This window comes from Streptomyces poriticola (assembly GCF_036689765.1).
In the GTDB taxonomy this organism is placed as follows: Bacteria; Actinomycetota; Actinomycetes; order Streptomycetales; family Streptomycetaceae; genus Streptomyces; species Streptomyces poriticola.
Map to the genome: position 1 here is coordinate 122639 of NZ_JBAGKH010000003.1, position 12794 is coordinate 135432.

Consider the following 12794-nt stretch of genomic DNA (forward strand, 5'->3'; position numbering starts at 1 on the left):
CCCGCCGCCCCCGTGGGCGGTCGCCCGCACGGAGGCTCCGCGCGGCGGTCCCGCGCGGAGCTTCCGGCTACTCCGTCGCGATCGCGTTCAGCACGTTCATCCGGCCCGCCCGGAACGCCGGGACCAGCGCGGCGAACAGGCCGACGAAGGCCGAGCCGATGAACACCCCGATGATCGTCGGCCACGGGATGTCGAGGACGTTCAGGCCCTCCAGGGCGAGCAGCTTCTGCGCGGTGGCGCCCCAGCCCATGCCCAGCCCCAGGCCCAGCAGGGCGCCGAAGAGGGCGATGACCACCGACTCCAGGCGGATCATGCGGCGCAGCTGGCGGCGGGACATCCCGATCGCCCGCATCAGCCCGATCTCCCGGGTCCGCTCGACCACCGACAGGGCCAGGGTGTTCACCACGCCCAGCACCGCGACGATGATCGCCAGGGCGAGCAGGCCGTAGACCATGTTCAGCAACTGACCGACCTGGTCCTTCAGCTCCTCCTTGTAGTCGGTCTGGTCGCGCACCTGGTACTGCGGGTACGGATCCAGCGACTGCTTCAGCGCCGCGTACGCCTGCTCCTCCTGGCCTTCCTGGGCCTCGGCGAACATCATCATGCTCGGCGGGACCCGGTCGGCCGGGACGTACTTGCGCATCGTCTCGATGCTCAGGTAGCGCGCGCCCTGGTCGAGGGCGGAGTCGTCGTCGGTGATCGCGGCGACCTTCAGCTGCGCGGTACGGCCGCCGTCGAAGGCGACGGAGACGGTGTCGCCGACGCGGATCCCGTGCTCCTCGGCGTAGTCCGAGCCGACCGACATGGCGTCCGGGCCGTAGGCGTCGGCGAGCGTGCCGGCCGTGACCGGGCGCCGCAGGTCCTCGGCGTAGGTCGGGTCGGCGGCCGTGACACCGCCGTCGTCCTTCTTGCCGTCGGGCGAGGTGAGCGTGGCGTCGAGCATCTTGTACCGGGTGACGTGCTTCAGTCCCGGCGTGTCCTGCATGGCCTTCTCGGCCTGCGGCACGATCCGCTGGTTGCCCTGGACGATGAAGTCCGCGCCGACCGACTTGTCCAGTTCGCTGGTGGCGGAGGCGACCATCGAGGAGCCGACCACCGACAGGCAGGCGACCAGGGCCAGGCCGATCATCAGGGCCGCGCCGGTGGCGCCGGTACGGCGCGGGTTGCGCAGGGCGTTGCGCTCGGCCATCCGGCCCACCGGGCCGAAGACCCGCAGCAGAACGGCGCTGATCACCCGTACGACGCCGCCGGCCAGCAGCGGGCCGATCACGACGAAGCCGATCAGGGACAACACCACGCCCAGGCCCAGCATCAGCGCGCCGTCGGCGGCCTTGTCCGACGTCCCGGCCAGGTAGAGGGCCGCGGCGCCGGCGCCGGTGAGCGCCAGGCCGATCGCTCCGCGGATCCACCCGGACCGGCCGTCGGCCGGAGTGCCGGCGTCGCGCAGCGCGGCCATCGGGGAGACCTTGCCGGCGCGGCGGGCCGGCAGATACGCGGCGAGGACGGTGACCACGACACCGAGGACGACACCGACGACCGGGGTGGTCGCCTTCACGGTGAGGTCGTCGGTGGACAGGTTCATGCCCGCGGCGGACATCAGTTTCATCAGGCCGACCGCGACGCCGACCCCGGCCGCGACGCCCAGCACCGACCCGATGACGCCGAGGAGCAGCGCCTCGACCAGGACGGAGCGGTTGACCTGCCGGCGGGAGGAGCCGATCGCCCGCATCAGGCCGATCTCGCGGGTGCGCTGGGCGACCAGCATCGAGAAGGTGTTGATGATCAGGAAGACGCCGACCAGGAAGGCGATCCCGGCGAAGCCGAGCATGGCGTACCGGATGACGTTCATGAACTCGCCGACCTCCGCGCGGGCCTCGTCGGAGGCCTCCTCGGCGGTCTGCAGCTTGAAGCCGCCGTCGAGGACCCGGTCGATGTTCTGCTTGAGCCGGGTGTCGGAGACACCGGCCGCGGCCGTGACGTTGAGCTGGGTGAACCGGTCCGGCGCGCCGAGCAGTTCGGTCTGCGCGGTGGGCGTGTCGAAGTAGACGACGGCGGCACCGGGGTTGGTCACCTTGAAGGTGGCGATGCCGACGATCTGCGCGGTGAAGTCGCCGGTCTGGGCGATGGTGCGCAGTTCGTCACCGAGCTTCAGGCCGTGCTTGTCGGCGGTGTCGGCGTCGACCATCATCTCGGTCGGCCCGCGCGGGGCGTGGCCGGAGGTGATCTCCATCGACCGCAGGTCGTTGTCGGTCCAGTTCCCCGCGAAGGTCGGGGCGCCGGTGGTGGAGCCGACGTTGTCGTTGTCGCTGTCGACGACGGTGACGTTCATCGAGACGACGGCACCCTCGACGGACTGCACGCCCTCGGCGGAGCGGACCTGGTCCAGCGTGGCCGCCGGCACCGACTCCGGTACGCCGTTCTGCGGGGTCTCGTCGGTCTCGGCGTTCTTCGGGCTGACGGTGACGTCGGAGGTGGTGACCGCGAAGAGCTTGTCGAACGTCGTGTTCATCGTGTCGGTGAACACCAGCGTGCCGCACACGAACGCCACCGACAGCAGCACCGCCACCGCCGAGAGCGCCATGCGCCCCTTGTGCGCGAAGAAGTTGCGCATCGAGGTCTTCAGGACGGTCATGACGTGCGCCCCCGGGCGTCGAAGTCCTTCATGCGGTCGAGCACGGACTCCGCGGTCGGCTTGAGCATCTCGTCGACTATGCGGCCGTCGGCGAGGTACAGAACCCGGTCCGCGTAGCCGGCGGCGACCGGGTCGTGGGTGACCATCACGATGGTCTGGCCCAGCTCGTCGACGGAGGTGCGCAGGAAGCCCAGGACTTCGGCGCCCGCGCGGGAGTCGAGGTTCCCGGTGGGCTCGTCACCGAAGATGATCTCGGGCCGGGCCGCCAGCGCCCGGGCGACCGCCACCCGCTGCTGCTGGCCGCCGGACAGCTGGGCGGGCCGGTGCTTGAGCCGCCCGGCGAGCCCGACGGTGTCCACCACCCTCTCCAGCCAGTCCTTGTCGGGCCTGCGGCCGGCGATGTCCATGGGCAGCGTGATGTTCTCCAGCGCGTTCAGGGTCGGCAGCAGGTTGAACGCCTGGAAGATGAACCCGATCCGGTCCCGGCGCAGCTGGGTGAGCTTCTTGTCCTTCAGCCCGGTGATCTCGGTCTCGTCGAGGAAGATCCGACCGGAGGTCACGGTGTCCAGGCCGGCCAGGCAGTGCATCAGCGTGGACTTGCCGGACCCCGAGGGGCCCATGATCGCGGTGAACTGTCCGCGGGTGATGTCCACGTCGACGTGGTCGAGGGCGACGACACGGGTCTCCCCGGCCCCGTACGCCTTCACGACCTGCCGCGCCCGCGCGGCAACGGCCGTACTCCCGCCGGTGTTCCCGTGTCGGGGAATGGTCACGGCCGATGTCATGGCAAGTCTCCTAGGTAGGTGTTCGTCAGTGAGCCGCCGGTTCCGGCGGACGAGCGTCAGCGGATACGAGGCCGGTACGCGACCGGACCGTACGCGACCGGACCGGCCCGTGCCGGTCCGACCCGTGCCGGTCCGACCCGTGCCGGTCCGGCCCGCGCGGTCCTCGCCGGTCCGCCGTCGAGTCTGGTCGAACCGCCGCACGGACGCGCTGGTGCCGGGCACCGTCTTCTGCCGGGGGAAAACCCCACCCCCACCCCTCCGGCGTTCCGCCCCAGCGGCGTAAAGCCAGGTTAAGGACGCACCGGCCCGGTCTCGTCCTCCGCCGGTACGAACCCTCCCCGACCCGTAGTAAGGAGGTCCCCCTAGGGGCACTCCACCCTTCGGTGGACCGCTCTCGGGGCCGGCCTCCGCCTCCGGTCCCATTGAGCCTCCACCCTCACCCGACGTGAGGGTCAAGCCCGCCCTGCCGTAGGGCCGGCCTCAGACCGCCACCCCCGCCCCACTGAACATGACAACGATCAAGTGGGAAGCTGTCCCGGGGCAAGTGGATGCAGCGGGAAACGATCGGGAGGGCGGCCTGGTGGGGAGTACCAGCTCTGTGGTGCGTGAGGCCGGGCGGGCCGGCGGGACCCGGCGGCGTGGGGCCGTCGTCGCGGCGTTGATGCTCGCGATGGCGCTGGCGGCGCTGGACGCGACCATCGTCTCCACCGCCGTGCCGCAGATCGTCGGGGACCTCGGCGGGTTCTCGGTCTTCTCGTGGCTGTTCTCCGGGTACCTGCTCGCCGTCACGGTCACCCTGCCGGTCTACGGCAAGCTCTCCGACACCTTCGGCCGCAAGCCGGTGCTGATCGCGGGCGCCTCGGTGTTCCTGCTGGGTTCCCTGCTGTGCGCGCTGGCCTGGAACATGGGCGCCCTGATCGCGTTCCGTGTGGTGCAGGGACTGGGCGGCGGGGCACTGCAGGGCACGGTGCAGACCCTCGCCGCCGATCTGTACCCGCTCAAGGACCGGCCGAAGATCCAGGCCAGGCTGTCCACGGTGTGGGCGATGTCGGCGGTGGCCGGGCCGGGCGTCGGCGGCGTGCTCGCCGCGTACGCCGACTGGCGCTGGATCTTCCTGATCAACCTGCCGATCGGCGCCGTCGCCCTGTGGCTGATCGTCCGTCATCTGCACGAACCGCAGCGGGAGTCCGCACCCGCCTCCGCATCCGGTACGCGCGCGCGTGTCGACTGGGGCGGCGCCCTCGCCGTGTTCGCGTGCGGCGGTGTGCTGCTCACCGCGCTGGTGCAGGGCGGGGTGGCCTGGCCGTGGCTGTCCGCGCCGTCGCTGGCACTGTTCGGTACGGGGCTGGCACTGCTGGCGGTCGTCGTGGTGATCGAACGCCGGGCCGCCGAACCGATCATGCCCGGCTGGGTGTGGCGGCGGCGGACCATCGCCGCGGTCAACCTGGCCCTCGGCGCGCTGGGCCTGCTGATGGTGGCGCCGACCGTGTTCCTGCCGACGTACGCCCAGTCGGTACTGGGCCTGGCCCCCGTCGCCGCCGGCTTCGTGCTGTCGGTGTGGACCCTGAGCTGGCCGGTGTCCGCGGCACTGAGCCAGCACGTGTACCGCAGGATCGGCTTCCGCAACACCGCGATGCTGGGCATCGGCACCGCGGCCCTGGTCCTGGCCGCCTTCCCGCTGCTGCCCTACCCGGGCGAGGCCTGGCAGCCGATGCTGCTGATGCTGCTGCTCGGCGCCGCGCTGGGCCTGTTCCAGCTCCCGCTCATCGTCGGCGTGCAGTCCACCGTCGACTGGGCGGAGCGGGGCACGGCCACCGCGTCGGTGCTGTTCTGCCGGCAGACCGGGCAGACGCTCGGCGCGGCCCTCTTCGGCGCCGTCGCCAACGGAGTGCTGGCGGCCCGGCTCGGCGGTGCGGGCGACCTGGACTCGGTGACCCGGGCGCTGGACTCCGGCGCGGCCGGCGAGTCCCTGCGGCGCGCCATCGCCGACGCCGTCCACACGGTGTACCTCGGCGCGGCGGGTGCGGCGGCCCTCGCGTTCCTGGTCCTGCTGGTGCTGGCGCCCCGGAAGTTCCCCGTCCGCCCGGAGTGAACCACCCGCCGGTCACCGGGCCAGCCGCCGGGCGGGCAGCGGCCGCTCGGCGGCGGCGCCGGTTCCGTCCGGCGTGACGCGGTACACCGCCGCGCCCGGCACCCGGGTGACCGCCTCCGCCGCCCGGCCGCCCTCGAAGAGGACGCCGGTGCCGTCCTCCAGCGCCCAGCCGGCAGGCAGGGCCCCGTCCGCCACCGCCGCCCGGTAGGACGGGCGGCGGCCCGGTTCACCGTCGTAGTGCGGGCACACCGAGCCCGGCAGCAGGCCGAGCCCGTCCGGCAGATGCGTCAGCGGGCCGAAGGAGTCGGTGTGCGAGCCCTCGGCCCAGCAGTTGGCGCCCGCACTGATCCCGCACAGCAGGGTTCCGCCGTCGTACGCCTCGCACAGCAGCCGGTCGACGCCGTGGGCGCGCCAGACCGCCAGCAGGTTGGCGGTGCTGCCGCCGCCGACGTAGACCACGTCCTGGGCGAGCAGGAACGTGCGCAGTTCGGCGGCGCCGAGTTCGCGCCGGAACAGCGGCAGCACGGACGGCACGCAGTCCCGCGGCCGGAACGCCTCCAGGAACCGCTCGACGTACCCGGGGTCGTCGCCGCTGGCGGTGGGCAGGAAGCACACCTTCGGGCGGGCGGTACGGGCGTGGCCGAGCAGCCAGTCGTCCAGCAGCCCGTCGGGGTCCGTGGAGAAGCCCCCGCCGAGCAGGGCCAGACGGTGGCGGCGTACGGGGGCTGCGGACACGGAGGTTCCTCCTCGGCGACGGGGCGACGGGGCGACGGGGCGGGCCACCCGGCAGGTCGCCCGGCGGGTCGCCCGGCGGGTCGCGGCCCGACGTGGCCGGGCGGCGGCAGGTGCCGTGAACGGTGCCGCGGAACCTCCCGCGGCGGCAAACGCTTTACGCCCCGCACCCGCCACGCCCGGCCGCACGCGCCCGTCGTCGACGCAGGTAACCCTCATGATCGACCATGCGCGACATACCGACCGATCAGTTTGGCCAAAACAGTGCGCCCGCCCCGACCGGCGAGTAGCGTGCGTGGCCGCCACCCCCAAACCTCCCTGCGGTCCACCACACGGGACCCCAGCCGCGCAAGGAGCACCGGGATGTCCTACGACCCCTACTCGCCGCCCCCGTCGGCGAAGCCGTCGTACCCACCACCGCCCACACCGCCGCACCACCCGTCCCCCCGCCAGGACTCCTCCCCGTCCTACCCCACCTATCCCTGGCGGCCCGCCACCCCCGAGCCGGACCCCGGCCCCGCAGGACCCCGCGCACCGCGACGGCCGCCGCTCGGCCACCACAGCGACCTGCGGATCCTGCGCAGCGCCTACCGCTGGCAGCGCCGCACCGCCACCCTCACCGCGCTCGGCTACTTCACCCTCTTCCTGTTCCTGTCCGCGTTCGCCCCCGGCTTCATGACCGGAAGCATCACCGACGGCATCCCCACCGGCCTGCTGCTCGCCCTGCTCCAACTGCCCGTCACCTGGCTGGCCATCGCCCTCTACGAGCACACCGCACGCCGTCATGTGGACCCGCTAGCGGACCGCATCCGCAAGGAGGCCGAACTCGACGCCCGGCGGGAGGCGGCCCTGTGAGCGAGTTCAGCGGCAACGCCCAGGCCATGTCCCTGGTCGGCTTCAGCGCCGTGGCCACCGTCACGCTGCTGCTGTGCGTGATGACCGGCCCCGACCGGGACGACCTCGACGAGTTCTACACCGGCTACGGCTCGCTCTCCCCGATGCGCAACGGCCTCGCGATCGCCGGCGACTACATCTCCGCCGCGACCGTCCTGGGCACCGCCGGCGTGATCGCGCTGTTCGGGTACGACGGTGTGGTCCTCGCCCTCAGCACCGCCCTGTCCCTGATGCTGCTGATGTTCCTGCTGGCCGAACCCCTGCGCAACGCGGGCCGGTTCACCATGGGCGACGCGCTGGCCCGCCGGATGCCCGGCCGCAGCGTCCGGATCGCCGCCTGCGCGGTGACCATCGCCGCGCTGGTGCCGCTGATGCTGGTGCAGCTCGCCGGCACCGGGCAGCTGCTCGCCTTCGTCCTCGGTTTCTCCGGCGAGACGATGGAGACCGGCTGCATCATCGGCCTCGGCATCCTGATGATCAGCTACGCCGCCATCGGCGGGATGAAGGGCACCGCCCTGATCCAGATCCTGAAGATGGTGATGCTGCTCGGCTCCGGCGCCATCGTCGCCCTGCTGATCCTGCACCGCTTCGACTGGGACCCCGGCGCGCTGTTCAGCACCGCGGCGGCGAACAGCGGCGTCGGCCCGGCCTTCCTGGAGTCCGGGCTGCAGTTCGCCGGCCCCAGCCCCCGCATCGACATGATCAGCGCGGAGCTGACCGTCGTCCTCGGCGGCGCCTGCCTCCCGCACGTCACCATGCGCATGTACACCGCCTCCTCCGCCCGCCAGGTACGCCGCTCGATGTCCTGGGCGGTGTCGAGCGTGGCGCTGTTCGTACTGGTCATCACCGTCGTCGGGTTCGGCGCGACGGCCCTGATCGGGCGGGCGGTCATCGCCGGGATCGACCCGCAGGGCAACACCGCCTTCCTCCTCGGCTCCCAGGCCGCGTTCGGCGCGGAGGTGTCCACCGCGGAGACCCTGCTGTTCACGACGGTCACCACCGCCGTCTTCCTCACCCTGCTCGCCTCCGTCGCCGGCATGATCCTGGCCTGCGCCAACTCCCTCGCCCACGACGTGTTCGCCACCCGCGTGCAGGAGATGTCACCGCGCCGCGAGATGGCCCTGGCCCGCGTCTCCGCGCTCGCCGTCGGCGTCCCGGCGATCATCCTGGCCACCCTGGTCCAGCACCGCAGCCTCCAGCCGCTGGTCACCCTGTCGTTCTGCCTGGGCGCCTCGGCCCTCGCCCCCGCCCTGGTCTACGGCCTGTTCTGGCGCCGCTACACCCGCACCGGGCTGCTCGCCACCCTCATCGGCGGCTCGCTGTCGGTGATCCTGCTGATGCCGGGCACCAACCTGGTCTCCGGCTCACCCGTCTCCGCGTTCCCCGACGCCGACTTCAACTGGTTCCCGTTCACCACCACGGGCCTGGTCTCCATCCCGCTGGGCTTCGCCTGCGGCTGGCTGGGCACGGTGCTGTCCGGCCGCGCCAAGTCGGACGACCAGCGACGGCAGTACGAGGCCGTGGAGGGCCTGATCCTGGCCGGAGCGGCACGGCGCGGAGGCTGAGCGCTCCGCTGGAACCGCCGCGCCGTGCCGTCGGTCGTCCGCGGTGCCGTCGTGGCTGGTCGCACAGTCCCCCGCGCCCCCTCCAGGGCGCTGCCGAACCGCAGCGGACTTCACCCGACCTGCTCAGCCACCCCTCGTCCCGTCCGACCCGGAGCCGATCCTCCCGGGCCGGTGCGCGGGGCGGGCGGTCAGCGGGTGTCCACGCAGGTCACTCCACCGCCCGCCCCGTCAGCGCGCTGAGCCTGCTGCGCACCGAGTCCATCTGCTCCTGTACGTCGTCCCAGCGCTCCCCGTGCTCCCGCAGCACCCGCTCCGTCTCCCGGGCGATCTGCTCCCGCCGCGCCCGCGCCTCGGCGACGATCTCCGCCGCCCGCTCCCGGGCCTCCTCCGGCCGGCGCCGGGCCGCCTCCTCCGCATCCGCCAGCGACCGCTCCGCCTGCTCCAGCGACTCCTCGGCGCGCGCCAGCAGCTCCGCGTGGCGCTCCTGCAGCGCGGCCGACCGCGCCGCCTCCTCCCGCTCGGCCTCGGCCCACCGCTCGGCATGCTCCCCGGCCTGCTCGGAAAGCATCCCGGAGGTACGCTGCCGCATCTCCCGCAGCGCGGCCAGCGCCTCACCGCGGCCCGCCTTCACCTCCCGCCGGGTGGAGATCCGCACCTCGTCGGCCTCCGCGCGCGCGGCCAGCAGCCGCCGCCGGGCGTACTCGTCGGCCTCCTCGCGCACAGCGTCGGCATACGCCCGCGCCGCCTCGTGCAACTGCGCCTCGTACGCCCGCGCCTCCTCGGCCCACTGCTCCGCCACGCGCCGCGCACGCCCCCGTACGGCGTCGGCCTCCTCCCGCACGAGCCGGAACAGGCGCTGTGCGCCCTCCCCGAGCGACTCGTAGTGCTGCGGGGCGAGCCCCGCCACCGTCTCCCGCAGCTCCTCGAGCTCCTCGGCCATCTCCCGGGCCAGCACGGTCAGTCGGGCGGCCCGCTCCCAGGCGGCGTCCCGCTCCAGGGAGAGGGCCGTCGCACACGCGTCGGCCTGCTCTGGACGGTAGCCACGCCCCCGCCCGCGCACAGACCCGGACACGGACGCGGGCACGGGACGGAAGCCGTGCGGGGACGCCGATGCGCTGCTCATGCTGGACACCCCTGTGATGGAACTAACGCGCTAATGGGACTTGACCGACTTTATGGACCGGACGCAAGCGGCCATAATCCGACACACCGGATAGACATACTGCGTAGAAATGACACAAAAGGGCGGGGCCCGGTCGCCCCCCAGGGTCGACCGGGCCCCGCCCGCCGGCTGTGCGTCAGCGGCGCCGCCGCATCACAACAGCCCGTCCCACATCTGCTCCAGCAGCACCGACCACCAGCTCTCCGGCGACCCCAGCGCCGCCGGGTCCAACGAGGCCAACTGGGCCTGGAAATCCACGGTCCAACGGCCCGCCTGCTCCTGGTTCAGTCCGTACCGCAGCCGCCACATCCGCCCGAGCAGCGCCAGACAGCGCACGAACTCCGGCAGCCCGGTGTTCACGAACTGCGGCGGCACCGGCACACCGCCCGGCCCCGCCTCCACCGGCACCGCCACGATGTTCGCCGTGCCGTACTGCACACACAGCGCCCGGCCGAAGTCACTGCCCACCACCAGATACGACCCCGCGTCCGAGGCCGGCTGCACCCCGCGCTCGGCCGCGAGCTCCGCCAGCGTCGGCACCGGCCGCCCCGGCTGCGCCTGCGCCCAGAAGAACGGCCCCATGTCCATCGGCAGCCCCGCCGCCACCAGCGTGTGCGCCACCACCGGCGGCACACCCTGCCGGGACACCGCGGCCTGCTCGAACCGGAACACCCCCGGCCCGAACGCCGCCGCCAGCTCCTGCCCGATCGCCTCCGGCGGGATCACCGGCGCCTGCTGCACCTGCGGCAGCGGGGCCCGCACCGGCGCCGGACGCGCCGGACCGTCCGCCACCTGGTGCAGCTCACCCTGATGGGCCAGCAACTGCTGCATCCCCTGCTGCCGGCTCGCATGATCCGTGCCGTACGGCGCGATCGACGTGATCCGCGCCTGCGGCCACTGCTCCCGGATCATCCGCGCACAGTACGCGCCCGGCAGCTCGCACGACTCCAGCTCCGTGTGCAGCTCCAGCACCTGGTCCGGCGGCACGCTCATGGCGCGCAGCTCATGGAAGATCTGCCACTCCGGGTGCGGCGTACCCGGCGCCGAACGCCGGATCAGCTGCTGCTCGGAACCGTCCTGCGCGCGATAGCGCAGCACGGCCTGGTAGCCCGGGCCGACGGTCGGCTGACCGGTGGGCTGCTGCGGGTAGCCGTACGCCGGGGGCTGACCCGGGGGCGGCACGGCACCGGGGGCACCGGGCGCGGGAGGCGGGGCGCCCGGAGCACCGGGCGGCATGCCCGGCGGCGGTACGGCACCCGGAGGCGGCGGGGGCGCACCGGGGCCGCCCGGCGCGGGACCGGCCAGCATGGTCTCCGCGTGGTGGACGGCACCGCGCCCGCCTCCCGGCGCACCGGGAGCACCCGGCGCGGCGGGCGGCGGCGGAGTACCGGGCGCCCCGGGCGCCCCGGGAGCAGCAGGAGCACCGGGAGCACCCGGCGCAGCGGGCGGCGGCGGAGGCTGCGGCACACCGCCCGGCCGACCCGGATCGGCCAGCATCGTCGCGGCATGGTGCACACCGCCCGGCGGAGTCCCGCCCGGGGCGTCCGGAGCACCGGGCGGCTGGGGCGCACCCGGCGGATTCGGCGCACCCGGCGGCCGGGGAGCACCCGGCGGCGTACCCGGACCGCCGGCCGGAGCCTGCGGGGCACCCGGAGGCGGCGGCGTACCCGGACCGTCCGGACCGTCGAGCGCCGGAGCGAACCGTGTCGGCACATAGCCGCCCGGCGGAGTCGCCGATGCGCCCGCCCCCGACGCCGACGATCCGGGTACGCCCGGCACACCCGGCGCACCGGGCGGAGGCGGGGTGCGCACGCCCCCTCCCCGGCCCGGCGGCGGCGTCGCCTTGCCGGTCGCGGCATCGGCGATGTCCCCGGCGTCCGGCGCGAGCGGACGCGCCGGAGTCCCCGGGGCCGTCGGCGGAGGCGGCGTGCCCGCGCCCGAGCCCGGCGCAGGCGGCGGCGCACCCGGAACGGCACCCGGCGGCGGGGTCCCCGGCGCCGACGGAGCGGCAGCACCCGCCCCCGGCCCGGCCGGCACCCCCGGCGCGCCCGGCTCGCCGAGCGCCGGTGCCACCGCCGTGGCCGGAAGCCCGCTACCGCCCGACATCAGCGCCGTCTTGGCATCCGGCGTCGTCGACGGCGGCGGAGCGCTGTCGTCGTCGGCCCCGCTCAGCGGCGGCGCGAACACCGTCTCGGGCAGCGGAACAGAACGGTCCTCCCCCGCATCCCCGTTGGTGTCGGTCCCGGCCCACGGCGTCGCCCCGGCCGGCACACCCGGCGCACCCGGACCCGCCGAGCCACCCGGCGCACCGGCACCGCCCCCGGTCCCGGCCCCTGAGTCACCCGCACCGCTCCCCCCGGCAGCCGGCCACCCGGCTCCACCGCCCGACGAAGCCCCGCCGGAACCACCGGCCGCAGCACCCGGCGCCGACCCGGACGGACCCGACACACCGGACGCACCCGCCGGCACCCCGGCCTGCGTCTCAGGAAGCACCGCCCCGGCACCGGAACCACCACCGGCGCCCGCGTCACCGTCCCCACGCCGCCGATCCGGAATCCCCAGCTTGTCCGCGGCCTCCTGCAACCACTCCGGCGGACTCAACAGGAACGACGTCTGATTCAGATCCACCCGCTCCGGAGCCCGCGACGCCGGCTCCGGCACCGCATCCGCACGTCCGTACTCCTCCTCGTACCGGCGGATCACCTCACCCACCGGCAGCGAAGGCCACAGCGACGCCTCGCCACTGTCCCGCGCGATCACCAGCCGCTGCCCGCCCCCGTCCGAACGCGGCCCGTCCGCCCGGTCCTCGGCCCACACCACGAACCCCAGCCCGAACTCCCGCACCCGCACCTCACGATGCTGGTACGACGGCACATCCCCGTTGATCCACTCCTCGGCGCGCTCCTGCGCCTGTGCGAACGTCACCATCGCG

Annotated in this window: 8 protein-coding genes; 3 read left to right on the forward strand and 5 right to left on the reverse strand. The window is 73.8% G+C overall.

Going from position 1 to position 12794, the window contains the following annotated elements:
- Nucleotides 1-67 precede the first annotated feature (67 nt).
- Nucleotides 68-2632, reverse strand: a complete 2565-nt coding sequence (locus V5O46_RS05630; RefSeq protein ID WP_332883310.1) for an ABC transporter permease — start codon at nt 2630-2632, stop codon at nt 68-70.
- Nucleotides 2629-3417 carry an ABC transporter ATP-binding protein gene (locus V5O46_RS05635; protein ID WP_332883311.1) on the reverse strand — a complete coding sequence of 263 codons (789 nt, stop codon included), beginning with the start codon at nt 3415-3417 and terminating at the stop codon, nt 2629-2631. Before V5O46_RS05635 ends, V5O46_RS05630 begins: the two co-directional genes overlap by 4 nt.
- A gap of 580 nt (nt 3418-3997) precedes the next feature.
- On the opposite strand from V5O46_RS05635, the gene V5O46_RS05640 reads away from it, so the two are divergent.
- Entirely contained in the window at nt 3998-5509 is a 1512-nt protein-coding gene (locus V5O46_RS05640) for an MFS transporter (protein ID WP_332883312.1), read from the forward strand.
- A gap of 12 nt (nt 5510-5521) precedes the next feature.
- Here the strand turns inward: V5O46_RS05640 and V5O46_RS05645 are convergent, their stop codons facing one another.
- The gene (locus V5O46_RS05645; RefSeq protein WP_332883313.1) at nt 5522-6244 is read right to left on the reverse strand and encodes a Type 1 glutamine amidotransferase-like domain-containing protein; all 723 of its coding nucleotides are present in this window, start codon (nt 6242-6244) and stop codon (nt 5522-5524) included.
- Nucleotides 6245-6604: 360 nt separating this feature from the next.
- Between V5O46_RS05645 and V5O46_RS05650 the strand changes: the two genes are divergently transcribed.
- Both V5O46_RS05650 and V5O46_RS05655 read left to right on the forward strand, forming a co-directional pair.
- Nucleotides 6605-7096: a DUF485 domain-containing protein gene (locus V5O46_RS05650; RefSeq protein WP_332883314.1), complete on the forward strand. Its 492-nt coding sequence runs from the start codon at nt 6605-6607 to the stop codon at nt 7094-7096.
- Nucleotides 7097-7122: 26 nt separating this feature from the next.
- Entirely contained in the window at nt 7123-8700 is a 1578-nt protein-coding gene (locus V5O46_RS05655; RefSeq protein WP_332883681.1) for a sodium/solute symporter, read from the forward strand.
- Nucleotides 8701-8908: 208 nt separating this feature from the next.
- Here the strand turns inward: V5O46_RS05655 and V5O46_RS05660 are convergent, their stop codons facing one another.
- Together V5O46_RS05660 and V5O46_RS05665 are read right to left on the reverse strand one after the other, a co-directional pair.
- Complete coding sequence (locus V5O46_RS05660) at nt 8909-9823, reverse strand: cellulose-binding protein (protein ID WP_332883315.1); 915 nt, start codon at nt 9821-9823, stop codon at nt 8909-8911.
- Between the two features lie 192 nt (nt 9824-10015).
- Nucleotides 10016-12790, reverse strand: coding sequence for an SUKH-4 family immunity protein (locus V5O46_RS05665; protein ID WP_332883316.1), 2775 nt, complete (start codon nt 12788-12790; stop codon nt 10016-10018).
- Nucleotides 12791-12794: the final 4 nt, after the last annotated feature.